At 68.8% G+C, this 22,603-nt stretch carries 28 protein-coding genes and 1 pseudogene; 18 read left to right on the top strand and 11 right to left on the bottom strand.

From position 1 onward, the window contains the following. Positions 1 to 3 precede the first annotated feature (3 nt). From ACTHNQ_RS18170 to ACTHNQ_RS18160, 3 genes are read right to left on the bottom strand one after another with little or no spacing between them, the layout of a single operon-like run. Positions 4 to 756: an IclR family transcriptional regulator gene (locus ACTHNQ_RS18170; protein WP_440335351.1), complete on the bottom strand. Its 753-nt coding sequence runs from the start codon at positions 754 to 756 to the stop codon at positions 4 to 6. A gap of 40 nt (positions 757 to 796) precedes the next feature. After that, positions 797 to 1,945, bottom strand: a complete 1,149-nt coding sequence (alr, locus tag ACTHNQ_RS18165; protein WP_440335350.1) for an alanine racemase — start codon at positions 1,943 to 1,945, stop codon at positions 797 to 799. A gap of 8 nt (positions 1,946 to 1,953) precedes the next feature. Continuing rightward, complete coding sequence (locus ACTHNQ_RS18160; protein WP_440335349.1) at positions 1,954 to 3,465, bottom strand: amino acid permease; 1,512 nt, start codon at positions 3,463 to 3,465, stop codon at positions 1,954 to 1,956. Positions 3,466 to 3,752: 287 nt separating this feature from the next. Between ACTHNQ_RS18160 and ACTHNQ_RS18155 the strand changes: the two genes are divergently transcribed. The 3 genes from ACTHNQ_RS18155 to ACTHNQ_RS18145 are packed head-to-tail and all read left to right on the top strand — an operon-like array spanning position 3,753 to position 7,590. Continuing rightward, a complete protein-coding gene (locus ACTHNQ_RS18155; protein WP_440335348.1) occupies positions 3,753 to 4,808 on the top strand; it encodes a homoserine dehydrogenase in 1,056 nt (351 codons plus the stop codon). Continuing rightward, positions 4,805 to 6,214: an aldehyde dehydrogenase family protein gene (locus ACTHNQ_RS18150; protein WP_440335347.1), complete on the top strand. Its 1,410-nt coding sequence runs from the start codon at positions 4,805 to 4,807 to the stop codon at positions 6,212 to 6,214. The genes ACTHNQ_RS18155 and ACTHNQ_RS18150 overlap by 4 nt, the downstream gene beginning before the upstream one ends. Continuing rightward, positions 6,211 to 7,590, top strand: coding sequence for an aspartate ammonia-lyase (locus tag ACTHNQ_RS18145; RefSeq protein ID WP_440335346.1), 1,380 nt, complete (start codon positions 6,211 to 6,213; stop codon positions 7,588 to 7,590). The genes ACTHNQ_RS18150 and ACTHNQ_RS18145 overlap by 4 nt, the downstream gene beginning before the upstream one ends. A gap of 51 nt (positions 7,591 to 7,641) precedes the next feature. Here the strand turns inward: ACTHNQ_RS18145 and ACTHNQ_RS18140 are convergent, their stop codons facing one another. Next, on the bottom strand, positions 7,642 to 8,085 hold the full coding sequence (locus ACTHNQ_RS18140; RefSeq protein WP_440335345.1) for an Lrp/AsnC family transcriptional regulator: 444 nt from the start codon (positions 8,083 to 8,085) through the stop codon (positions 7,642 to 7,644). A gap of 121 nt (positions 8,086 to 8,206) precedes the next feature. On the opposite strand from ACTHNQ_RS18140, the gene ACTHNQ_RS18135 reads away from it, so the two are divergent. The 4 genes from ACTHNQ_RS18135 to ACTHNQ_RS18120 all read left to right on the top strand — a co-directional run bounded on the left by ACTHNQ_RS18135 (position 8,207) and on the right by ACTHNQ_RS18120 (position 11,148). Continuing rightward, positions 8,207 to 9,472: a trans-sulfuration enzyme family protein gene (locus ACTHNQ_RS18135; RefSeq protein ID WP_440335344.1), complete on the top strand. Its 1,266-nt coding sequence runs from the start codon at positions 8,207 to 8,209 to the stop codon at positions 9,470 to 9,472. Then, entirely contained in the window at positions 9,469 to 10,365 is an 897-nt protein-coding gene (gene mmuM / locus ACTHNQ_RS18130) for a homocysteine S-methyltransferase (RefSeq protein ID WP_440335343.1), read from the top strand. Before ACTHNQ_RS18135 ends, mmuM begins: the two co-directional genes overlap by 4 nt. A gap of 95 nt (positions 10,366 to 10,460) precedes the next feature. Beyond that, on the top strand, positions 10,461 to 10,808 hold the full coding sequence (locus ACTHNQ_RS18125; RefSeq protein WP_440335342.1) for a hypothetical protein: 348 nt from the start codon (positions 10,461 to 10,463) through the stop codon (positions 10,806 to 10,808). A gap of 19 nt (positions 10,809 to 10,827) precedes the next feature. After that, positions 10,828 to 11,148, top strand: a complete 321-nt coding sequence (locus tag ACTHNQ_RS18120; protein ID WP_440335341.1) for a DUF7882 family protein — start codon at positions 10,828 to 10,830, stop codon at positions 11,146 to 11,148. A gap of 9 nt (positions 11,149 to 11,157) precedes the next feature. On the opposite strand, the gene ACTHNQ_RS18115 is transcribed toward ACTHNQ_RS18120, so the two are convergent. The 3 genes from ACTHNQ_RS18115 to ACTHNQ_RS18105 form a co-directional block, all read right to left on the bottom strand. Beyond that, complete coding sequence (locus ACTHNQ_RS18115) at positions 11,158 to 11,646, bottom strand: glutathione peroxidase (RefSeq protein ID WP_440335340.1); 489 nt, start codon at positions 11,644 to 11,646, stop codon at positions 11,158 to 11,160. A gap of 38 nt (positions 11,647 to 11,684) precedes the next feature. Further along, positions 11,685 to 12,158: a MarR family winged helix-turn-helix transcriptional regulator gene (locus ACTHNQ_RS18110; RefSeq protein ID WP_440335339.1), complete on the bottom strand. Its 474-nt coding sequence runs from the start codon at positions 12,156 to 12,158 to the stop codon at positions 11,685 to 11,687. Between the two features lie 361 nt (positions 12,159 to 12,519). After that, positions 12,520 to 13,110 carry a hypothetical protein gene (locus ACTHNQ_RS18105; protein ID WP_440335338.1) on the bottom strand — a complete coding sequence of 197 codons (591 nt, stop codon included), beginning with the start codon at positions 13,108 to 13,110 and terminating at the stop codon, positions 12,520 to 12,522. Between the two features lie 114 nt (positions 13,111 to 13,224). Between ACTHNQ_RS18105 and ACTHNQ_RS18100 the strand changes: the two genes are divergently transcribed. The 7 genes from ACTHNQ_RS18100 to ACTHNQ_RS18070 are packed head-to-tail and all read left to right on the top strand — an operon-like array spanning position 13,225 to position 16,479. Continuing rightward, positions 13,225 to 13,443 (top strand): helix-turn-helix transcriptional regulator, encoded by a 219-nt coding sequence (locus ACTHNQ_RS18100; protein WP_440335337.1) that lies wholly within the window; start codon positions 13,225 to 13,227, stop codon positions 13,441 to 13,443. Positions 13,444 to 13,445: 2 nt separating this feature from the next. Beyond that, positions 13,446 to 14,147, top strand: coding sequence for a ParA family protein (locus ACTHNQ_RS18095; RefSeq protein ID WP_440335336.1), 702 nt, complete (start codon positions 13,446 to 13,448; stop codon positions 14,145 to 14,147). Between the two features lie 50 nt (positions 14,148 to 14,197). After that, on the top strand, positions 14,198 to 14,743 hold the full coding sequence (locus ACTHNQ_RS18090; RefSeq protein WP_440335335.1) for a hypothetical protein: 546 nt from the start codon (positions 14,198 to 14,200) through the stop codon (positions 14,741 to 14,743). Next, the gene (locus ACTHNQ_RS18085; RefSeq protein ID WP_440335334.1) at positions 14,740 to 15,039 is read left to right on the top strand and encodes a glutaredoxin domain-containing protein; all 300 of its coding nucleotides are present in this window, start codon (positions 14,740 to 14,742) and stop codon (positions 15,037 to 15,039) included. The genes ACTHNQ_RS18090 and ACTHNQ_RS18085 overlap by 4 nt, the downstream gene beginning before the upstream one ends. Further along, positions 15,039 to 15,932 carry a hypothetical protein gene (locus tag ACTHNQ_RS18080; protein WP_440335333.1) on the top strand — a complete coding sequence of 298 codons (894 nt, stop codon included), beginning with the start codon at positions 15,039 to 15,041 and terminating at the stop codon, positions 15,930 to 15,932. The genes ACTHNQ_RS18085 and ACTHNQ_RS18080 overlap by 1 nt, the downstream gene beginning before the upstream one ends. Continuing rightward, positions 15,929 to 16,258 (top strand): hypothetical protein, encoded by a 330-nt coding sequence (locus tag ACTHNQ_RS18075; protein ID WP_440335332.1) that lies wholly within the window; start codon positions 15,929 to 15,931, stop codon positions 16,256 to 16,258. The genes ACTHNQ_RS18080 and ACTHNQ_RS18075 overlap by 4 nt, the downstream gene beginning before the upstream one ends. Then, on the top strand, positions 16,255 to 16,479 hold the full coding sequence (locus tag ACTHNQ_RS18070) for a hypothetical protein (protein ID WP_440335331.1): 225 nt from the start codon (positions 16,255 to 16,257) through the stop codon (positions 16,477 to 16,479). Before ACTHNQ_RS18075 ends, ACTHNQ_RS18070 begins: the two co-directional genes overlap by 4 nt. A 43-nt stretch (positions 16,480 to 16,522) precedes the next feature. Here ACTHNQ_RS18070 and ACTHNQ_RS18065 read toward each other — a convergent pair whose 3' ends face one another. Both ACTHNQ_RS18065 and ACTHNQ_RS18060 read right to left on the bottom strand, forming a co-directional pair. Further along, on the bottom strand, positions 16,523 to 17,527 hold the full coding sequence (locus ACTHNQ_RS18065; RefSeq protein WP_440335330.1) for a zeta toxin family protein: 1,005 nt from the start codon (positions 17,525 to 17,527) through the stop codon (positions 16,523 to 16,525). Next, a complete protein-coding gene (locus ACTHNQ_RS18060) occupies positions 17,524 to 17,802 on the bottom strand; it encodes a hypothetical protein (RefSeq protein ID WP_440335329.1) in 279 nt (92 codons plus the stop codon). Before ACTHNQ_RS18060 ends, ACTHNQ_RS18065 begins: the two co-directional genes overlap by 4 nt. Before the next feature lie 245 nt (positions 17,803 to 18,047). On the opposite strand from ACTHNQ_RS18060, the pseudogene ACTHNQ_RS18055 reads away from it, so the two are divergent. From ACTHNQ_RS18055 to ACTHNQ_RS18045, 3 genes and pseudogenes are all read left to right on the top strand, one after another. Then, positions 18,048 to 18,239, top strand: a pseudogene (locus ACTHNQ_RS18055) (ParB/RepB/Spo0J family partition protein); the annotation flags it as partial. A 98-nt stretch (positions 18,240 to 18,337) separates the two neighbouring features. Then, positions 18,338 to 19,048, top strand: a complete 711-nt coding sequence (locus ACTHNQ_RS18050) for a hypothetical protein (RefSeq protein ID WP_440335328.1) — start codon at positions 18,338 to 18,340, stop codon at positions 19,046 to 19,048. A gap of 989 nt (positions 19,049 to 20,037) precedes the next feature. Further along, entirely contained in the window at positions 20,038 to 20,475 is a 438-nt protein-coding gene (locus ACTHNQ_RS18045; protein WP_440335327.1) for a hypothetical protein, read from the top strand. Between the two features lie 230 nt (positions 20,476 to 20,705). On the opposite strand, the gene ACTHNQ_RS18040 is transcribed toward ACTHNQ_RS18045, so the two are convergent. Next, positions 20,706 to 20,855, bottom strand: coding sequence for a hypothetical protein (locus tag ACTHNQ_RS18040; RefSeq protein ID WP_440335326.1), 150 nt, complete (start codon positions 20,853 to 20,855; stop codon positions 20,706 to 20,708). Here ACTHNQ_RS18040 and ACTHNQ_RS18035 point away from each other — a divergent pair. Next, positions 20,844 to 21,245: a zinc-binding dehydrogenase gene (locus tag ACTHNQ_RS18035; RefSeq protein ID WP_440335325.1), complete on the top strand. Its 402-nt coding sequence runs from the start codon at positions 20,844 to 20,846 to the stop codon at positions 21,243 to 21,245. The genes ACTHNQ_RS18040 and ACTHNQ_RS18035 overlap by 12 nt on opposite strands. A 372-nt stretch (positions 21,246 to 21,617) precedes the next feature. On the opposite strand, the gene ACTHNQ_RS18030 is transcribed toward ACTHNQ_RS18035, so the two are convergent. Then, positions 21,618 to 22,586 (bottom strand): G5 domain-containing protein, encoded by a 969-nt coding sequence (locus ACTHNQ_RS18030; RefSeq protein WP_440335324.1) that lies wholly within the window; start codon positions 22,584 to 22,586, stop codon positions 21,618 to 21,620. Between the last annotated feature and the right edge of the window lie 17 nt (positions 22,587 to 22,603).

Genomic DNA, 22,603 nt, shown 5'->3' with positions numbered 1-22,603 from the left:
CCGTCACGGCTCCTGGATCAGCGTGCTCAGCCGGGCACAGGCATCGCGAACGGCCGACTGCGCTTCGCGCGCACGGCGCTCCGAGAGGCCGCTGGTGCTGATGCCGAGCGACACCACGATGCCCCGCCGGTCGCGGATCGGCAGCGCGAAGTCACGCACCCCCTCGACGTACTCGTCGCGGGCATCGACCATGCCGGCATCCCGATCCCGCTCGAGCAGCCGGTGCAGCTGATCGACCGATCTCGCCGCTCCCGGGCCCCCGACCCCGACGAACTGCACGTCTGCGAGGAGGGTTTCGAGGTCGTCGCGCGTGTGATCCCAGAGCAGGGCCCGGCCGGGTCCGGTGCACCAGATGGGGGTGAGGATGCCGGGCCGCAGGTAGTCCGCAGACACACCCGGGCCCTTCTCCGACCGGAGCAGGATCGCGCCGGGGCCGTCGGCGGCGACCAGCTGCGCCGAGACGCCCAACGTGGACGCGAGCACGCGCAGGCTCTCCCGCGCTGCCCGCAGCCATGGCCGGCTCAGCGCCCCGGCCGCACGGAAGTAGCCGTCACCGGCCCGCAGCACCGCCGCGTTGTCGCGGTCGAGGTAGCCGAGCTCCCTCAGTTCGCGCGTCAGACGGGACACACGGCTCCGTTCGATGCCGGTCGTCTCGGCCAGCCGCGAGGCGTTGTGCCCTTGGCGTCCGGACTGCTCCTGCGTGACGGCCGCGTCGAGCAGCGCGAGACCCTGCAGCAGCGAGGACGGGGCAGTCATATGTGAGGGCGCTTTCTGGGCCGGTGGTCGGACCCTCCGGTCACCGGGCGGCGACCGCTTCGCGAGCGGGCACGTTGACGACGACGCGCGGGTTCAGCCGGGCCCACGCGGTGTAGGCGCCGGCGGCGATCGTGCCGCTCGCCCGCTCGATGTCTTCGGAACGGATCTCGGCCGATCCCTGTCGCCCGTAAAGTACCACCTCGTCGCCGACCCCGGCCGACGGCACCTCGGTCAGGTCGACGACCAGGCTGTTCATCGCCAGCCGGTCGACGACCGGGGCGAGAGTGCCGTGGACGAGGACCTCAGCCCGGCCGCCGAGGGCGCGGGGGTAGCCGTCGGCGTATCCGACGGGGACGACGCCCAGTCGGCCGGCGCGGACAAGGCGCGCGGCCCGGTCGTACCCGACCGTGCTCCCTGCCGGGTACGGGTTGATCGCCGCGATGCGCGACACGAGCCTCATGGCGGGGCGGAGCTCGGGGACCGCGGCCGAGGTGTCGCCGTAGAGCGCCGCCCCGATCCGCACCATGTCCATGCGCGATTCGGGCACGGTCAGCGCCGCGTACGAGGTGGCGCAGTGCTTCTCGAACCGGCCGCGCGGAGCGCCCATCACCCGCTCGGCGGCCCCGGCCTGGTCGCGGAAGGCGAGAGCGCCGACGCGCACGTCGTCGGCGTCCTCGCACGGGAAGTGCGAGGAGACCCCGACCACGGCGAGCTCAGGGCTCGCGGCGATGCGTCGCAGGTGCGGCTGCGATTGCGGGTCGTCCCAGTCCATCCCGTCTCGGCTGAGCCCCGTGGAGTTCAGCGAGACATGCACGCGGATCGGGCGCCCGAGCGCGCGGGCGGCGGCGGTCACGACACGCGCGTGCTCGCCGCCGCCCACCCACTCCTCGATGTCGAGCGGGCCACCGTCCTCGATCTCGTCGCGCAGCGCCGCCCGCAGGCGGATGATGCGTCCCGAGAAGCCCAGCCGTCGTGCCTCGTCGGCCTCCGCGTTGGAGGTGATCCCGATGATGTCGATGCTGGCCGCCGTGAGGATCGGCAGGACCGTCGGGATGCCGTGGCCATAGGCATCCGCCTTCACGACCCCGCACAGCCGCGTCGCATCGCCGACCGCGCCCCGCACGACGTCGAGGTTGTGGGCGATGGCGCCGGCGTCGATCTCGACCCAGACGGGAGTGGCGGTGCTCATGGCGGTGCTTATCGGAGGGGTTCTTCGGCGACGGGGTCGTCGACCGCGTCGACGGGCGCCTCCTCCGAGACCACGGCGACCTGGCGTGCGCCGCGGCGTCCGTAGCGCCACCAGAAGAACAGGTAGCACAGCCCCACGAACGGCACTCCGAAGTACAGGGCGGCGACCTGGTTCGGGTCGAACGCGATGGCCACCAGCGAGATCGACAGCAGCACGAACGCGACGATCGGCAGCACCGGGTACAGCGGGGTGCGGTACGGGAGCGCGGTGATGTCGCCGCCTTCGCGCACGAACCGGCGGCGGTGGAAGAACTGCGACGCCACGATCGACATCCACACGGCGACCACCGCGAAGCCGGCGATCGACACCAGCACCAGGTAGACCGTCTGCGGCGCGACGACGCTCGAGATCAGTGAGACGAGGCCCAGCCCCAGGCTGACGGTGAGGGCGACCAGCGGGATGCCGCGCCGCGTGAGGCGGCGCAGCACGCGCGGCGCGTGACCCTCCTCCGACAGTGAGAACAGCATCCGAGCGCACGAGAACAGGCCGCTGTTGCCCGCCGAGAGCAGCGCGGTGATGATGACGAAGTTCATGATGTCGGCGGCATACGGGATGCCGACGTACTCGAACACGTCCACGAACGGGCTGCTGGTGAGGCTGGCGTCCTCGTACGGGAGCAGTGCGGCGATGACCGTGATCGAGCCGACGAACAGGACCAGCAGTCGCAGGACCGTCGACCGGATGGCCTTGGGGATGTTCTTGCCGGGGTCCTTCGTCTCACCGGCGGCGACGCCGATCAGCTCCGAGCCGCTGAACGCGTAGAAGACGGCGAGGGCGGTGACCACGACGCCGGCGACGCCGTTCGGGAACAGGCCGTCGGGGGTGGTGAAGTTGCTGAACAGCGGCGCGGCCGGGTGCTCGGTCGACAGCGGCGTGAAGCCGAAGATCGCCATGCCGCCGAACACGATGAGCGCGACGATCGCGACCACCTTGATGAGCGAGAACCAGAACTCGGTCTCGCCGAAGACGCGCGCCGAGATGGCGTTGACGGTGAACAGCGCGAGGGCGAAGATCAGGCACCAGACCCACACGTCGACGCCGGGGAACCAGCGCTGCATGAGGATTCCGGATGCCGTGAACTCCGAGCCGAGCGCGACGACCCAGCACAGCCAGTACAGCCACGCCGTGGTGAACCCGGTGGCGGGGCCGATGGACCGCGCCGCGTAGATGTGGAACGCGCCCGAGACGGGATAGGCCAGCGCCAGTTCGCCGAGGCAGGCCATCACGAGCCAGACCACGAACGCGCCGATGAGGTAGGCGATGATCGCACCCAGCGGGCCGGCCTGGCTGATGGTGTAGCCGGAACTCAGGAAGAGTCCCGAGCCGATCACGCCGCCGAGGGCGATCATGATCAGGTGCCGGGCGTCCATGGAGCGCTGCAGTCGTCGCAGCGGCACCTGGGTCGCGGTGGTGTGGGGGAGCGCGTTCGGAAGCGCACTCTGTTCGGGCAGCGGGCTCATGAGTTCTCGCATTCGAGGTGAGAAGTCGGGTGTCGGGATCCTGTCGTGCTACATGATCACAACAATGTGTCTATGGTGCACGAAGGGTGTGTCGGGCAGATTACGGGGCGCGAGGGCCGGCGCACAAGGCATCCGCAACAATTCGCGACGTCCGCGAGAGGTTCGGGCACTTCTTGCGGATGCTGGTCAGTCTGACATCCTGCGCGAGCGATCCGGCAGGCGCGAGCTGACGCGACCGCCGGGGAGGCTGGGTCGAACCTCTTCCCGAATCTCTGAAGGAGCCCGACGTGGACCGTCATGACATCGCGCTGATCGGCTTCGGCGGCGTCAACCGTGCGCTGGCGCAGATCATCCTCGACCGCGGCGACGCGCTCGCCGCCGACCTCGGCTTCGCCCTGCGCGTCGTCGCCATCACCGACCTGCGCCTCGGGTCGCTGATGCAGGCCGAGGGCATCGACCTGGCCGCCGTGTTCGCGATGCCCGACGGCGAGACCTTCGCCGGCAAGCCGGGCGGAACCGCGGCACCGCAGAACGACTACGTGATCCGCAACACCACCGCCGACATCGTGGTCGAGGCCACGTTCACCAACCCGATCGACGGCGAGCCCGGCATCTCGCACGTACGCGCGGCCCTCGAGAGCGGCAAGAGCGTGACCACGACCAACAAGGGCCCTGTCGCACTCGGCGGGCTCGAGCTGAACCGCCTCGCCGCCGCCAACGGCGTCACGTTCCAGTACGAGGGGTCGGTCGTCAGCGGGACGCCGATCCTGCGCTTCGCGTCCGAGACGCTCAAGGGTCTGCGGATCAACGCGGTCGAAGGCATCCTCAACGGCACGAGCAACTACGTGCTCGGCCAGATGGAGTCGGGCATGACGCTCGAGGCGGCGGTGGCCGAGGCTCAGGCGCTCGGCTACGCCGAGGCCGACCCCACGGCCGACATCGAGGGCTCCGACGTGCAGCTGAAGGTCGTGATCCTCGCCAACGAGATCCTCGGCGCCGACATCACGACGGCCGATGTCGCGCGGCGCGGGATCTCTCAGGTCTCGGCAGCCGACATCGTCGAGGCCGCCGCGCAGGGCAAGCGCTACAAGCTCATCGGGTCGGCGTTCCGCAACGCAGCCGGATCCGTCACCGCGAAGGTCGAGCCGGTGGCTCTGCCGCTGACCCACCCGCTGGCGAGCGTCAGCGGCCCGACGAACGCGGTGTCGTTCGACACCGACCTGCTCGGCACCGTGACCGTCTCGGGCCCGGGCGCGGGCCGCATCGAGACCGCCTACGCGCTGCTGTCCGACATCATCGCGATCGACGCCCACCAGCGCGCGCGTGCGGAGGCGGTCCGGTGAGCATCGTGCAGAACGCCCCGATCATGACGGGCTACCCCGACCTCGTCGTCACGAACCCGTTCGACGGCGCCGTCATCGGGGCGGTCCCGCAGAACGGGCCGGCGCAGCTCGAGCAGATCCTCGAGCGCGCCCGCACCGGGCTGCAGCTGTCGCGGTCGCTCTCGCGCTTCTCGCGGCACAAGATCCTCGAGCGCGCCTCGGCGCTGCTCGGCGAGCGTGGCGATGTCGCCGCCGACCTGATCGTGCGCGAGGCGGGCAAGACCGTCCGTCAGGCTCGCAAGGAGGTCGCCCGCGCCGTCATGACCCTCTCGCTCTCGGCCGATGCGGCGCGGTCGGATGCCGGTGAGATCATCCCGTTCGACGCCTTCGAGGGGTCCGAGAACCGGCGCGGCTGGTTCACGCGTGAGCCGCTGGGCATCATCGTCGCCATCACCCCCTACAACGACGCGCTGAACCTCGTCGCGCACAAGCTGGGTCCGGCGATCGCGGGCGGCAACGCGGTCGTGCTGAAGCCCTCCCAGCTGACGCCGCTGACCGCGCGGTTCCTCGTCGACCTGCTCATCGACGCGGGCCTGCCCGACGAGATCATCACCGTCGTGCACGGCGACCGCGACCTGGCGCAGGCGCTCACCGCGGCACGTGAGGTGCGCATGGTGTCGTTCACCGGTGGGTTCGCCACCGGTGAGGCGATCGCCCGCAACGCCGGGCTCAAGAAGCTCGCGATGGAACTGGGTGGCAACGCCCCGGTCATCGTGTTCTCGGATGCCGACATCCCCGCCGCCGTCGAAGCGTGCGTGTCGGGCGCCTTCTGGGCGGCCGGCCAGAACTGCGTGGGCGCGCAGCGCATCCTCGTGCAGCGTGAGGTGTACGACGAGTTCCGGGACCGGTTCGCGGCCCAGACGATGGCGCTCAACGCCGGCGACCCGCGTGACGAGGCCACCGATGTCGGCCCGATGATCTCCGTCGCCTCGGCCACGGCGGCCGAGCGGTTGGTGGAGGATGCTGTCACGGCGGGCGCGCGCGTGCTCGCGGGCCACCGCCGCGAGGGCGCTGTCTACTGGCCCACCGTGGTCGAGGGCGTGCCGTTCTCGTGCGAGCTGTGGGCCGACGAGGCGTTCGCGCCGGTCGCCGTGCTCTCCCCGTTCGACACCGAGGAGCAGGCGATCGCGCAGGCGAACGAGATCGACTACGCGCTGCACGCCGCCACCTTCACGCGTGATCTCACGCGGGCGCTGCGGGTGTCGGAGCAGTTGGAGGCCGGGGGAGTCATGATCAACGACTCGTCCGACTACCGCGTCGACAGCATGCCGTTCGGCGGTGCGAAGTACGGCAGCATGGGCCGCGAGGGGGTGCGGTTCGCGTACGAGGAGATGACCCAGCCCAAGGTCGTCTGCATCAACGCATGAACGCGGTCGCCATCCGCGTCGAGCGCGATTCGCTCGGCGAGCTGTCCGTGCCGGCCGAGGCCTACTGGGGCATCCACACGGCCCGTGCCCGCGAGAACTTCGAGATCAGCGGCACGCCGATCTCTCGGCATCCGGATCTCATCGATGCCCTCGCGACGGTGAAGGATGCCGCAGCCGCCGCCAACCACGAGCTCGGTCTGTTGCCGCCCGGGGTGGCGGAGGCCATCGTCGCCGCCTGCCGACGGGTGCGCAGCGGAGAGCTGCGCGAGCAGTTCTGCGTCGACGTGCTGCAGGGCGGGGCCGGCACCAGCACGAACATGAACGCCAACGAGGTGATCGCCAACGCCGCCCTGGAGCACCTGGGGCTGCCGCGCGGCCGCTATGACGTGGTGCACCCGATCAACGACGTGAACCGCAGCCAGTCGACGAACGACGTCTACCCGACCGCGGTCAAGATCGCCGTCGCGACGGGTCTGCTGCGGCTCGTGCCCGAGCTGGAGCGGCTCGCCGAGGCGTTCGACGAGCGGGCCGCGGCTTTCGCCTCGATCGCCAAGATCGGTCGCACCCAGCTGCAGGATGCCGTGCCGATGACTCTCGGCGACGAGTTCGCCGCGTTCGCCGTCGCGATCCGTGAAGACGTGACGCGCATCGGCGACACGGTGCCGCTGCTGCTGGAATGCAGCCTCGGCGGCACCGCCGTGGGCACGGGTGTGACGGCGCCGGCGGGGTACCGCCAACTGGTGCTCGAGCGGCTTCGCGAGCGCTCCGGGCTGCCGATGACCCCGGCGGCGCACCTGTTCGAGGCGAGCTGGGACGCCAGCGCGTTCCTGCAGTCCTCGGCAGTGCTCCGGCGCACGGCGATCAAGCTGTCGAAGGTCTGCAACGATCTGCGGCTGCTGAGCAGCGGTCCGCAGGCGGGGCTCGGTGAGATCCGCCTGCCCGCCCGGCAGGCCGGGTCGTCGATCATGCCGGGCAAGGTGAACCCCGTCGTCCCCGAGGTCGTGAACCAGATCGCGTTCGCGGTCATGGGCGCCGATGTCACCGTCGGGGTCGCGGCCGAGAGCGGTCAGCTGCAGCTCAACGCCTTCGAGCCGATCATGGCGCACTCGCTGCTGCAGTCGCTCGGGTGGGTGACCAAGGGCGCCTCGGCGCTGCGGCGCCTCTGCGTCGAGGGCATCGAGGCCGACGGCGCCGTCCTCGCTCGGTATGCGACGTCGTCGGTGGGCGCGGTGACGGCCCTGGTGCCGTCGATCGGGTACGAGGCCGCGGCCCGGGCCGCCCAGCATGCCCTGCGTGACGGCATCCCGATCGCCGACGCCGTGGCGCAGCACAGCGGGCTCTCGGTCGAAGACGCAGCCCGGATGCTGGCTCACTGAGCCGTGTGAGGCGATGAGACACTGCCGCCCGAAGTGCCGGGCGGCAGCGTCTCATCGTCGGTCGATGGCGCGTGAGAGCGAGACGGCGGTCACGGTGTCGGCGACGCCGGGCAGGGCGGCGATCTGCTCCCAGATCTGGCCCACGCGGTCCATCGAGTCGGCCTCCACGGTCACGAAGAGGTCGTACGCCCCCGAGAGGACATCGCAGCGGGTGACCTCGGGGATGCCCCGGAGGGCCCCGATCACGCGGTCGTCGCGCATCCGGTCCACCCGATAGACCATGACCATCGCGGTCACGCGCGGGCGGGAAGCGGTGCCTCTGACGACCGTGTAGCCGGCGATGACGCCGTCGCGCTCCATGCGCTCGATGCGCTGCCGCACCGCGTTGCGCGACAAGTGCACCTTGCCGGCGAGGCTGACCATCGGCATCCTCGCGTCGGCGGTGAGCGCGGCGAGGAGCTGTTGGTCGATGTCGTCCAGGTGCGATGCGGCCACGATGCCTCCGTGCACGATTGGCAATTGCAAGTGTCAATCCCACACACTACCGTAGTTCGGGGGCGTCGCCCGGACGGCTCGTCCCTGATGCCATGTCTCTTCGCTGGAATTGAGGAACGCAATGTCGCAACGGCCGGACCGCCGACAGGCCGAGACCCTGTCAGACCTCAGCCTCGCTGTGCACGGCGGCAATCGCCTCGACTCGACGAAGGCGCTGCGCACGCCCCTGGTGATGGCGAACTCGTACGAGCTTCCGGACGACCCCAGCGACATCAGCTGGTCCGCCTCGGCGCCAGGGCTGTACACGCGCAACACGGGCGTCAACCAGGCCGGTCTGCAAGACAAGCTCGCCGCCCTCGACGGCGGCGAGGACGCCGTCGCGCTCGCCTCGGGAGTCGCGGCCCTGCACGCCGTCTTCTTCACGCACGTCCGCGTCGGCGACCACGTCATCGTGAGCGACGTGACGTACGAGGCGACGTGGCGGCTGTGGACCGAGCTGCTGCCGGGCCGGTACGGCATCGAGGCGACCTTCGTCGACGTCGGCGACCTGGATGCGCTGCGCGCGGCCTTCCGACCCAACACCCGGCTGGTCTGCATCGAGGCCATCGCGAACCCGACCACGAAGGTGGCCGACGTCGCCGCGATCGCCGCGATCACGCATGCCGCCGGCGCGATCCTGATGGTCGACTCGACCTTCACGCCGCCGCCGTTCTACCGCCCGATCGCCGACGGCGCCGACCTCGTCGTGCACTCCCTGACGAAGTACATCAACGGCCACGGCGACGCGATGGGCGGCGCCGTGGTCGGCTCGCACGAGCTCATCGAGCCGATCAAGGCCGACGCGATGGTCGACGTCGGGGGAGTGATCTCGCCCTTCAACGCCTGGCAGATCCACCGGGGTTCGGTGACGCTGCCGCTGCGGCTGCGCCAGCACTTCGCGTCGGCGCTCGCCGTCGCCGAGTACCTGGATGCCGACCCGCGCGTCGAGTACGTCTACTACCCGGGTCTGCCTTCGCACCCCGAGCACGAACTGGCGACGCGGCAGTTCGGCGGTCGCGGGTACGGCGGCATGATCGCGTTCGCCGTCGCCGGCGACCCCGACACGCAGAACCGGTTCGTCGCCAACCTGCGGCTCATCACATCGGGCTTCTCGCTCGGGCACGACGACTCGCTGATCGTGCACACCGGCACCGAAGGCGGTCGCGTCGCGACCTACCCCCTGCCGTTCCGCACGTTCGGGCATCTGCGGCTCTCGGTCGGCATCGAAGACACCGCCGACCTGCTCGCGGATCTCGCAGAAGCCCTCGCCGCGACGTTCCCGTCGTATGTCGTCGGGTCTCATGCGGCGCGCTCGACCGGGATCCGATCCGAGATGATGTCGCAGTGACGATCTCGACATCCCCCGTGGTGGTGCTCGACGGCGGCCTCTCGAACGCACTCGCCGACCGCGGCCACGACCTCACCGACGAGCTCTGGACGGCGCGCCTGCTGCGTGACGCGCCGGGTGAGATCGCCGCCGTGCACCGTGCCTACTTCGACGCGGGTGCGCAGGTGGCCACGACCGCCAGCTACCAGGCGAGCGTCGCCGGTTTCGAGCGCAAGGGACTGACGCGCGCCGAAGCCGAGGAGCTCATCACGCGGAGTGTGACGATCGCCCGTGAGGTGCGCGATGAGGTAGCCGAATCGGCCGGCGACGACGTGGTGCGGCTGGTGGCGGCATCCGTCGGTCCTTACGGAGCCGTGCTCGCCGACGGATCGGAGTACCGCGGCCGGTACGGCTTGAGCCGCGCGGCGCTGCGTGACTTCCACGCCCCGCGGATCGAGCTGCTCGCGAGTGCGGGGCCCGACCTGCTCGCGTTCGAGACGGTCCCCGACCTCGACGAGGCCGCGGTGCTCGTCGACCTCGCCGACGAGTTCGCGATCCCCGCCTGGCTGGCGGGCACAGTGTCGGGGGACCGGCTGCGCGACGGCACCCCTGTGGCGGAGGCCTTCGCGCTCGCGTCGGGGAGTCGCTCCATCGTGGCCGTGGGCGTGAACTGCTGCGCGCCGGGCGACGTGCTGCCGGCGGTGCGGGCGGCGACGGCCGCCAGCGGCAAGCCGGGCATCGCGTACCCCAACTCGGGCGAGACGTGGGACGGCGCGGCGCGTCAGTGGGTCGGCGATCCGGAGTTCGATCTGTCGATCACGCGCGACTGGGCGGCGGCGGGCGCGCATTTCATCGGCGGATGCTGCCGCGTCGGGCCGTCGACGATCGCGGCGATGGTGCGCGCACTGGCGTGAACCGATGCGGCCTGGCGATTCCGCGGCGCGTAGCACACGCCTCCGAGGCTGAAAACCCCCGCGCCTACGTCTGTCTCTCCGGGTAGACCGGAGTCATGGAGCGGATCAGCTACGCGGGGGAGCATCTTCTCACCGGCACCGAGATCGCGCACACCCTCGTCGCCTACGCTGAGGCGCTCGCTGATGTGGGGCAGGCGGCCGCGGTGGAGATTCCCACCGTCGACGAGCACGGCCGACCCGGCGTCTCGCAGATGCTCGTCGGACCTGCCAGCCAGCTGGTGGCGACCCGCGTCGACACCGACGTGCCCGATCCTCGCGATGAGGCGCTCGTGGCGGAGCTGCGGGCGCGAACCGCGCGGCTGCTCGGCCATCGCCCTGCCGTGGACGACAGGCCCGAAGACGAGCCCGACGGCGGCACCTTCTACACCGACTACGGGATCTGAGCGGCGGAGGGAGAGGGCGATGGGGCACCTGATCTATGGAGTCGCCCCGGCGATCCGCATCGAGGACCGCGCGCTGGCTCACCTGCGCACGGTCATCGTCACGAAGCTGCGACGGAACGAGAGCTTCAGCTTCAACTGGGACGACGAACCCGACGTCGAGGGCGACGACGCGACGCGGGCTCCCGGCCTGCACGGAACCGTGTGGATCTCGCAGAGCTCGTCGCTGTACTTCAGCTTCGACGGCGACCCCGACGTCAGCGTGAACCGGGCGTGGCTTGAGCTGCTCGCAGCGTCGGCCAATAGCGCGGGGGGTCTGCGGCTCCTTCCCGAACCCGAGTGACGCGCCAGGTCAGGCTGTCGGAAGCCACTCCTCGATGGATGCGACGACCTCGGGGTCGGTGGGCACCACCTTGGGTGAGAACCGCTTGACCTCGCCGGTCGGGCTGATCACGAACTTCTCGAAGTTCCAGGTGATGCGCCCGGACTTTCCTTCGACATCGGCGTTGCCGGTCAGCTCCTTGTAGAGCGGGTGGGCGTGCCGGCCGTTCACCCGCACCTTCTCCGACATCGGAAACGTGACACCCCACGTCGTCGAGCAGTACTCCGCCACGGCCTCGTCCGTGGACAGCTCCTGGAGGAACTGGTTGCTCGGGAACCCGATCACCGTGAAGCCGCGCTCGCCGTACGCACGCTGCAGCTCCTCGAGCTGCTCGTACTGCGGGGTGAGTCCGCACCGCGAGGCGACGTTGACGACGAGGGTGACGCGTCCGTCGGCGAGCTCGCCGAACGTCGTCTCTTCGCCGCGGATGGTGGTGACGGGGATGTTGTGGAGAGCCATGCTCGCTCCTTGGGTCGGGGGATCAGCTTCTTGCGGGGTCAGCGGTGTGCGGCCAGCGCGGCCGCGGTGTCGTAAGAGGTGATGCGGTCACGCAGGGCGTGCAGCGAGCGGACGAGCTCGACCGCATCGTTGCGGTCGAGATCGAGCGCTTCGACGATGCAGTGCCCGACCGGAGCGAGCTCCGACCGGATCTCGAGACTGCGTTCCGTCGGCGTGATGCGGACGGCGCGGCGATCGGTCGGAGAGGGCTCGCGGCGGAGGAGGCCGGCCGCTTCCATGCGGTTGAGGAGGCCCGACACGCTGCTCGAGTCGAGTTGCAGTGCGGCTGCGAGTTCGCCGGGCGACACGTCGCCGCGCTCCCACAGCACCGCGAGCACGAGCGCCTGCTGGAAGGTGAGGCCCCACGGCGCCAGCAGGTCGCGGTAGAGCTGCAGGGTCGCCTGCATGGAGGTGTAGAGCGCGAAGCAGACGGATGCCTCCAGATCGGCCTCGGGCAGCGCGGTGGAGTTCATGCCAAACATTCTTGTGTACAAGTAGTTGGGACACAAGACATTCGTCCTCGAGTGGACGCGACGGCGGGAGTCGAATCTCCGGTTCACCCATGAGAGCGGACTTCGGAGAAGGCTCGAAATCACGCGATTTGCGCCTCCAGCCGCGTGATTACGCGGCAGGCGCGCGTGCCACACCGTCTCGCTTCAGCGGAACTGGATCAGCAGGATCGCGACGATTCTGCGGGGCTTGTGTCCAAAACGTGTCCACGCGCAGAGGCGCGCCGAGTCGCATCGAGCCTTCCGTCGTCAGCCACCAGTCAGGGGACATCGCCGCCGCGAGGCTGACGTCATCAAGAACGCGTCCAGCGAGCGCTGGTGAGATCTAGCTGCCTGCCGGGCGGCCGATGTTTGACGTCATGCCGATGAGCCAGCCGGCGGTGCGGGCCTTCTGGATCCAGTCGGAGGCGGTCCTTTCGGGAATGTCCAGCTCGGATGCAATGAGCTTCACGGGTGGCAGATCCGAGAGCGCAGCGGTGCTGTAGAGGATCTCGATAACCGCCCACCGCTCATCCTTCATCCCGCGCTTGACGACCGCTTGAGCCATCCATGGCGGGATGATGTTCCCGTCAGAACTTGTCAGATCCGCAACCGTCGTCCAGGTCGCTCCGGGGCTGTCATCAAGCTGCAACGCGATGCACTGCGGGATCGCGCGCTGAATGATCGCCTGTGGGGCCGCGTGCTTCAGTCTGTCCTCGCTGAAGTCATCTGCAATGGCCCGGTTGACGATGGTGGTGATGACGTAGCGGCCGCGCTTCGGCACGAAGTGCGCCTCGATCGTCGTCTCGATGCCGGTCGCGGTGTCCACCGTTGACGCTAGGAAGTCCGTGGCGATGCGGAGTGAAGCGCCGACGGGCACTATCGCGTGCTCGGCCGTCATGGCTTGCCCGTCAAGCGTCTTCACATCCACCTTCATTTGCCCATCCTGTCTTATCTCGGATGGGTTCCGCAGTTACCTCTTGACGTCTATATGCATTAGGAGTGTACTTCTGGTGTATATCAAACTAGATCCGCAAAACAAGGACTGGTCATGCCCACACCAACTGAAGCAAGTCCCGCAGGACTCAGCCACGTCTTCTTGAGCCCGGACGAAGTCGCCGCAGCCATTCCGGGAGTCACGAAGAACACTCTCGCGATGTGGCGCTATGAGGGGAAAGGTCCCCGGTATCGAAAGCTTGGCCGCGTCGTCGTGTACGCCCTCGACGAGGTTGAAGCGTGGATCGAGGACAGGGCCCGAGATCGGACTTGATCATGACCTTCGATCAAACAGCCGAATCGCATCGGAGACAACGTATGCGAATCATCGCGGTGGCGAACCAGAAGGGTGGCGTCGGGAAGACGACCGTCACCATGCAGCTGGGCGCGGCGTTGTCGCGCCTGCATCGGGTGCTGGTCGTCGATGTCGACCGACAGCAGTCGACGGTGTGGTGGGCGGAAAACGTCCGCGACCGGCTGCCGTTCGACTTCGCCGGCAACCAGAGCCCCAAGGCGCTCGCCGGGCTGCGGGAGCTGCGGATCGACTATGACTACGTGCTCGTCGATACCCCCGGCAACCTCGAAGACACTCCGGCGCTGGAGACGGTGCTAGACGCCGCCGACTACGTCCTCGTCCCCTTCACCCCCGAGCCACTCGCGGTCGACCCGACGCTGCGGACCATCCACAGGCTGATCGAGCCACGTCATCTGCGTTACGCCGTAGTGTTGAACCGGATCGACCCCCGCATCCCGGATCAGGCCGATACCTGGCGGGTGCTCTTCGACACGGAATTCGGGCACCCCCGGTTCGAGCACTACCTGCGGCAATACAAGGCGTTGGCCGATGCGCCGATCCTCGGACATCTGGTCACGAACCTGCGCGACAACCGCCGTACCCGCGGCGTCATCGCCGACGCCACCCAGGTGGCCGCAGAACTCGTCGAACAGCTCACCCCAGCCCACAGCGGGCGGTGGTGAACATGGCCAAAGTCGACCTCGCCGGCAAGCTCCGCACCGCCCGCGCACGAGTGGAGGCAGAGCTGCCACCGGAGCAACGCGGGTTGGCGAAGTACGCCCAACTCTCCCGAAAAGATGCCCGCATCCGCCCGGACCAGGAGCTCGCGCTCACCGCGCTCGCCGACGCCCTGATGCGACGCCGCACGTCACGGGTGGAGCGGATCACCGAGAACACCCTGATCCGTGTCGCGATCGACCTACTCCTCACCCGCGCCGACCACCTCCGAGGGTCCACCGAGGACGAACTGCGCAACTCCGTGACTTCCGAACTCCCGCACTCCCGGACTTCGGAACTCGCCAAGCCCGAGACCGCAGACGCCGCCGTCTTCCGGACCTCGGTCGTCGACGACGTGCCACGAACCAATGCCGCCGGCGACCGGGCAACGGAGCAACCGTACCCGGCGCCGCCACACCACGCCGGGCCCACGGCATTGTTCGCCCTGCGATCCCCGATCACCGCGGACGCGACGCCGCGCCCTAGTCGAGCGGTGCCGGGCGATCCGGTGCCGACGTGGCATCCGCTCTCACCGTCGGCGGCGGAGGTGACGCGACGATGACCATCGCGGTGTACACGGCGGGGGAGAGCTGTCAGCAATGCAAGCTCACCCAACGGGTGATGACCGCGGTCGGGATCCGCTTCGACACCATCGACCTGACGGACGACGCGAACGCCGCCGCCCGCGACTACGTCACCGGCGACCTGGGCTACTCGCGTGCGCCGGTGGTCGTCGTTGACGAGCACGACCAATGGGCCGGGTTCCAGCCCGACGCCATTGCCCGCCTCGCCGCCAGCCTTCACGCCCAACCCGTCGCCGCCGTAGGCACCACCGACCTCTCGGGTGGAGTCACGTGATGAGTGACGACGACGCGCTGGACCGGCTGGAGCAACAGTCCGAAAAGCTCCGACTGCAAATCGCGCACACCCAGGCGCAGCTGTATGACCGCAAGAAGCAGCAAGCAGCCGAACGTCGCCGGTACGCGCGCGAGTACTACGCCCGGAACCGGGAGAAGCTGCTGGAGGACCAGCGCCGGTACCGTGCGGCGCAACGCGAGCGAGATCCGGAGCGGTACCAGCAGCTCAAACGCGAGCGCACCCACCGGTGGTACGCCCGGCACCGGGACGAGCAGAACGCGAGGCAGCGCGCCAGGTATCAGGCCGATCCCGAGGCAAAGAAGCAGCGCCGTGCCCGCCACTACGCCGAGCACGCGGAAGAGATCAAAGCCCGCCGGCGCGAACGCTACGCCGCGAACCGGGAGGTGGAGGCTGAGAAGCAGCGGGCACGACGCGACCAAGACAAGCGCCGCCGCGACGCCGGCCTGCCGGCCGCGCGGCTGCGTCGCGTGTCGGCGTCGGAGCGGGCAGCGAACGATGCGGCGGCCGAGCAGTTCTTCGGGCAGCGGTGGCCGAGTTGGATGAAGGACCGGCTGCGCCACGGTCCGCCCACCCCGCCACAGCTGCTCGCCGCGTTCGAACGCGAGTGCGCCCGCGCCCGCGCCGCCCACTACCTCGCCGAGCAGCGCGACGAGCTCGCCCGCCTCCGCAGCAAGCTCGACCGCACCGGCCCCCACCCGCGACCGGCCACCACTCCGCAGGAGCTGCGGATCGCGCAGCAGGAAGCGATCGGCAAGGCCATCAACGACCGGCTCCGCCACCGCGACCCGCCCCGCCGGCCGCATCACAACGACCCCGCCGCGCCCCGCACCATCCCGGCACCCGCCGCTCATCCGACCGGAATGAACCGATGACCGCCACACCCAACCCGGCTCCGGTCAGAATCGACCGCGCTCACACCGACGACGCACTCTACCGTGTCGCGATCCGCGCGTTCCTCCACGACCAAGGCACAACCGACGCCGACATCGCTGTGGAGGTCGCCTGGTGCCTGGAACCACTCACGCCGCTGCCGGCCAACGAGCTCGACCAGCTTCGACGCACCGTGCAGCTGCTGATCACGGACCCGACCGCGAACCGACGCCCCTTCATCCGCTACCTCGACAGCATCAGCCAGCCCGACGACACCACCGACGAGGACCCCGAACCCGAGGAAACACATCGGAGCGAACAATCATGAGCACTGCACAGATCCTGGCCGGCGTGGTCGTCGCCGCGGCAGGCACAACCATCCTGTTGCTGACGATCCTGATCGGCCACGTCCTGCGGCTGCGCCCCATCCGCGCGCTCCGCATAGGAGCCGCCACAGCCGTTGTCGCGGTCATCGGGGTGGCCGCGGCCCACGTCCTCGGCGCTGACCCCGACTTCACCGTCGCCATCCTCGACAGCCTCCCGCGCTGACCAGGCGCGAGGGTAGGCCGCCGTCGCGGCGGAAGGTGTCGGTCTATCGCGACGGGCCGCCGGTCTCGGGGCCTCCCGGAACAAGGATCGGTGCGGCAGCATCCACGGCCGGCTCCACCCGGGTCGCCTGCCGCAGATCGGTTAGGCGGGTGCGGGTCTTCTGCTCGATGGCGGACCGGAACGTCCCGTCCGTGGGCACGTGCAACTCGGGGATCACTTCGCGCAGCGCGATCTCGTGCAGCTCCACCAGCACCTCACCGACACCGTCGGGCATCACCCGCAGCGATGTCGCGTAGTCGGTGACGTGGTGCAGTTCGCTGAGCCACTGCGTCGCATCCCAACGGTTCATCCGCTCCGACTGCGCCGCCGTCACCGCATCCAGCACATCGCCGAACCCGGCAGCGTCAGCCCGTCGGTTCGCGTCGTATGTGACCTGCCCGGCCCGGGTGAGCACAGTGACCCGATCCACCCAGCCGGCTTCTTCGAGAGATGCCGCCAGGCGTCGCGTCGCGTCCAGTCCGTCGTCGTGGGCGTCAACTGTCACCATCACGCTCGGGTGGCGGAGAAGAAGATCCTGCAGGTGGGCCGATGTCACCGTGAGCAGGCTCTCCGCCCGGCGGGAGCCGGCGATGACAAGGCGGGTCGTGAACCCGGCGGCGGCGAACCCTTCTGCGGCTCGTGCGGCGACGACCGGGTCGAGGAACGCGCCATCCAGCACCACCGACCGGCGGGTCTCGCGGGCGTGACGGATACATGTCGCCACCCATCCACGCGCCGTCTGTGTCAGCTCCATCACGGCCTCCGGGGCGCGAGAGGCATGCAGTCGGGCGTAGTCGGGGTGGTACGCCTGCAGCTCGGCCGCGTCCACCACCGGGACACCTGCCAGGCCGGCAGGACGGGCGGCGCGCAGCCGGCCGGAGCCAGGCTGCCCGGCCAGCAGCACGAATTCCGGGGAGCCCGCAGGATCGCCAGCGGGGAAGTACAGCGGGAGGATGTCCCGCCGCAACACATCCTCGCGCCAGTCCGCAGCCTGCTCCGGGTCGCTCATGGGGTGCGTTCCTCAAGTTCGCGCAGCCGCGCTTGGATCCGATCCTTGAGGGCGATCACGGCGGTGCGGTCATACCCATCCACTGCAGCGACGTCCTCACGCAGCCGAATGAGTTCGTCACGGGCACGCTCAGCAGCGTGATCTGTGCGTCTGGCGTGGCTGAGGAGTGCGGCTGTGAGGCGGGTGGCGGCAGTGCGCATCGCGTCGTAAGCGACGACGTCGTTCGCGCGCCAAGCCGATGTGACAGCGGGCATCAACCACTCCTCTGTCGCCATCGTACCCAGTCACCGATCGACACGACCGGGCTGCGTCTGCTGCGAGGTTGCCGGTGTCCGTCTGTCTGTCCGGCCGATCGTAGTTCGCTGCCGTGGCTGCGTGCCGGGCTTTCACGGCATATCCTCACCCCTCCGCTAGCGCTCCGGGCCCCCGGTATTCCATGACCCGGCACTGCGCCCCGTCCGCTCACTCTCGATCTTCCTGCCAGCCAGGCGAACAAAGTAGTTGAGCGAAGGAGCAAACCATGTCCACCACCCAGCCGTCCCCGCGGGGCACGATCGAACACCTCGACCCAACCACCCTGGTCATCGAAGACAACGTGCGCCAGTCCGCACCGGTCACCAAGGAGTTCGTGCAGTCCATCCAGCACAACGGCGTCCTCACCCCCGTCCTTGCCCGCCGCAGCCCCGACGGCACCGTCATCATCCGCGCCGGGCAGCGCCGCACCTCGTCGCCCGGGAAGCCGGCACCCCGACGATCCCGGTGTACGTGGTGGAGGCGAACGAGGCGGCGGCGGAGCGGATCATCCACCAGATGGTCGAGAACGACCAGCGCGAAGCCCTCACCGACGCCGACCGGGCCGCCGCATTCCAGCAGCTGGTGCTTGAAGGGTTCGGAGTCGCCGCCATCGCCAAGCGGACCGGAACCAAACCGCGGACAGTCAAGACCGGCCTGGCCGTCGCCGACAACGCGACTGCCGTCACCGCGATGGCGGAGCAGCAGTTGACCTTGGATCAGGCGGCGGTGCTCATCGAGTTCGACGACGACCCTGACGTCCGCGCCACCCTGATCCAGGTCGCCACGACCGACCCGGCCCAGTTCGCCCACGCCGCCCAGCGTGCCCGCGACGACCGCACCCGCCATCAGGCACGCACCGCCGCCGAAGCCGACCTCACCGCATGCGGGTACACCGTCCTGGACCGGGACTGGCTCTACAACGGCGAATACACCCGCATCACCGATCTCCGCACCACCGCTGGCGACCCTGTCACCGAGGTTGACGTCGCCGACGTCAACGGGCGCGCCGCGCACGTCCGGGTCGGGTTCGACGGAATCACCGAGACCATCTACTTCGTCGCCGACCCGAAAGGGGCAGGGTTCAAGAAGGCCAATGGAGCGGGTGCGGGCAATGGGCCGATGAGCGACGAGCAGAAGGCCGAACGTCGCACCCTCATCGCCAACAACAAGACCTTCCACGTTGGCAACGGTCAAGTGCTTGATCGCGAGTCAGGACGTCTTCGGTGACGAGTGGTAGCTGACGGGGCGAGGGGTCTTGTCGGTGACTGCAGATCCTCGATGTTCAAACTGTGCCTCGCAGCAATCAACGGGTGGGCATCCGCTCGGATGCCCACCCGTTCTCTAACTCCAAGGATGGTTCGTTATCCTCCGCAGCCGCGGGACACCCATCCGGTGTACTGAGGCGCCGTATCTGCCGACGAAATCCAGCCTCGCCAGTTCGTTGAGTTCGCGTTGATGCATGTCCACCGGACGTTCCAGTTCGAGGCCGTTCCCGGGCCGATGAGACTCGACGTCGCGGACGCCTTCTCAACGCCAAATCCGAGCCACTGCCAGTCCAGATGGCCTGTTGCCTGGCCATAGCCAGCGCAGCCGCTGCTGATACTGAAGCTCAAAGCCGAGTTGACGCGGAGGGGGCTGGAGATCAGTGACGGGTTTCCCACGCTGGTGGTGTGCGTGCAGGCCAGCGCGCCGAGTGGCGCCACCTTTGCGGTGGCAGGCTTCTCTTCAACGACTCCGGTGTAAGACACGACGCCATCGTTGTAGCGAATCGTTACGGTCTGTCCCGGTTCAGGCTGATACTCGGACGGGACCGGGAGTGCCTCCGAGGTCCATTCAGATACTCCGTCAGCGGCGGAGCGAAGCGACGCCGGCGGTTCCGCGGTTGGCATCGGGCCATCCACGACGATCACACGGTCTGGCGGCGGGCTGTCAGTCGTGCCGGCCGACGCACTTACCGCCGTCGCCATAACTCCGGCAACGGCGAGTATTGCGACCGCAGCGCCGCGCCCGAAGCGGCGGCGGGGGAGTATCTGCGTACTGGACTTCATCTTTGATCTCCACTTCGTCGTGGGCGAAAGACTTCCCAGCTCAGGGCCGGAATCTCATCCCTTGAAAGTGTCGCCAGTATCGTGCATCCGGATTCACATCCGCAAGGGGGAAAGGGTATTCCTTCCGCGGTGAGGTGAATCAAACGGGCCGCGCTGTAGCCTTGCTGAATGGCCGGTCCAATGAGCACATCGAGGCGCGCGACCCAGATCGTGATCGCGGTCGTAGCGGCCTGCGTCGCTTACTTCGCACTCGCATTCGGATCGGGTCTGTGGCGCAACTTCGGTGAGCCGTCTGCGACACTGACCGGGATAGTTCTCTGCGTCGTCACGACTGCTGGTCTGATCGCGACGGCGGCCAAGTCTCCGGTAGTGGGAGCGGTCGCCGGTTTGGTCATCCTGATACTCGCAGTGGTCGCGATCACGGCTGGATGGGGCAACTCGCTCGGCGGCAGACCTTCCCTGATCGACCTCCGCGCCGTGTACCTGCTCGGCGGTATTTCCCCGGCGACTTGGACCGGAGGTGTCGCAGGGTTGATGGTGGCGCGGTTCGCGCAGCCAGCCGGTGCGCGCGTCGACGGGCAGCGAAACGACTCGTCAACGCGTTGAATATCTGGCGCGGCCCTGGTCCCCTGCGACCTCGCGTACGATCGCCACGCCTACCTCGTCTGTCGCATCAAGCGGTCGGAGGAAGGTGCTCGCGTGATTGCGTCGGTCCTCGGGCGTGTGTCGCTGGAAAGCGGTCGCATGGACGGGTCGTCGTCGCCTCGACTACCGGCCGACCTGCGCGTCCGCGATACTGTCGACGACAGTAGCCGGACCCCAAAGCGTCGCGTCGATCAGCGTGAGAGCTCTTGGGTCGTCTCGCGGAACGTCCTGACCATCGGGTTCGGCGAATGCCTGAGGCTGCACAACACGATCGTCGCCGGCTCGATGTCGGAGATCGGCACGAGCACCAGATCCGAGCTGGGCAGACCGTGCTCATCCACGGCGGCACGTCCACCGTCGGGCTCGCCGCGATCGGGATCGCCCACCAACTCGGCGCGACCGTTATCGCCACCAGCCGCAACCGTGAGCGCTTCGACACCCTTACACAGGCTGGAGCGGACCACGCCCTGCGCGATGACCACACACTAGCCGCCGCCGTCCGCGCCATCGCCCCTGACGGAGTGGACGCCGCCCTGGAACTCGTCGGCGCGAACACACTCCCCGGTACCCTCCGCCTCATCCGCCCAGGCGGCACCGTCTGCTTCACCGGCGCGCTCAACGGGCACTGGACGATTCCGGATTTCTCGCCATTCACCATCCCGAACGGCGTACGCCTCACCAGCTACGCAGGCGAGGCTCGCGACCTCCCTGCCGCCGCACTCGACCAATAGCTCCGATCGATTGAAAACGGCACAATGAAGATCCTCGTCGCCGGCGTCTACAACGGACTCGACCAAGTCGCCGCAGCGCAACAAGACCTCGAATACGGACACCGCCCCGGAAAGCACGTCGTCGTGCTCGCCGACCACTGAGTCCGCCGCGACACCTCCCTACCCGTTTGGGTAAAACCGAGGCGGTCGCGCTGGGCCAGGTCGGCTTGATAACGCCACCCGGTGCCCGCCTGTCGCACAATGACCCATCCCTATTCGTGCATTGCGCGGATGAGGAGGCCGGCGGGCGCGCGCCCCTTGAACATCAGCGATGGGCATCACCAACCAGCGACGAGCGGAAGGGGCACCACAGCAACGAGCGTGGCGGTGTCCTTAGTAGGGTTCGCAGGCGAACCCGTCACCGTCGCGGTCGAGGTCGTAGATGTCGCGGCCGACGACGCGTGCGATGCCGCTGAAGTAGGAGGGGCCGTTTCCGCTACCGCCGGCGCAGTCGACGTCGCTGTCGATCGGGACGCAGGCGTCGGCGTAGTTGGAGTCGCAGTTCCCAGCTGGCGCCGCGGGGGCCGGGGCGGGTGGTGGGGGTGGTGCGACGTAGGTGCCGTTCGCGATCACCTGGGTGACCGGCTGCGTCGTGACGACTTCGGAGACGAGCTCTCGGCTCACCTCCTGCCCATCCAGCAGGTGAACGCGGTAGGTCAGCGTCTTCTCGCCGTTCTGCCCGGGCGTGCGGACTTGCGTCTGCCCGGCAGGCAGGGCGCCGTCATCGACCCGGGTCTCGGTAAATGGGACCGCTTCGGTGACGACCTCTTCACGCGTGCTCGCCACCGGCGTGGGTGTGGGCGTCGGGGTCGGGCGTGACGCGCTTGACTCCTCGGACTCGTGCGCTTTGCCGGGCGACGGCGCGGCGAAATGGGCCGCCTCCGTGTTGGACCCAGTGCCGGCGTTCGGCAGTACCGCAGCGCTCACACTTCCGGTGACCAGCAGCACCGCGGCGGCTGAGGCCGTAACCACGATGGCGGCTTTGCGGGAGTTGAGGCGCAGCCAGGTGCGGGTGCCCTTCGCCAGCGCCACGATGCCGGTGATGAGGATGACCAACGCGACCACGGCGACAACCGGCGACAGCAAGATGACGGGAATCAGCGCCACCGCGCCGATGAGCACCCACGCCCAGACCGGCATCCGCCGGGAAGAGCGTCCCGTGGTCGGTGCGATCGGAGGCAACGGCTCGAACCAGGTGGTGCCGTTGCTGGTGACGTGGGGGCCCCAGGCGTTACCGTCCCACCAGCGTTGCCGGCTGGCGTTGACCGGATCGGTATACCACCCAGCCGGCTGCATCGTCATTGAATCTCCCCAGAATC

Origin of the sequence: Microbacterium sp. (assembly GCF_051953575.1) — a bacterium.
Taxonomy (GTDB): Bacteria; Actinomycetota; Actinomycetes; order Actinomycetales; family Microbacteriaceae; genus Microbacterium.
This window is presented reverse-complemented; position numbering and strand designations above follow the sequence as displayed.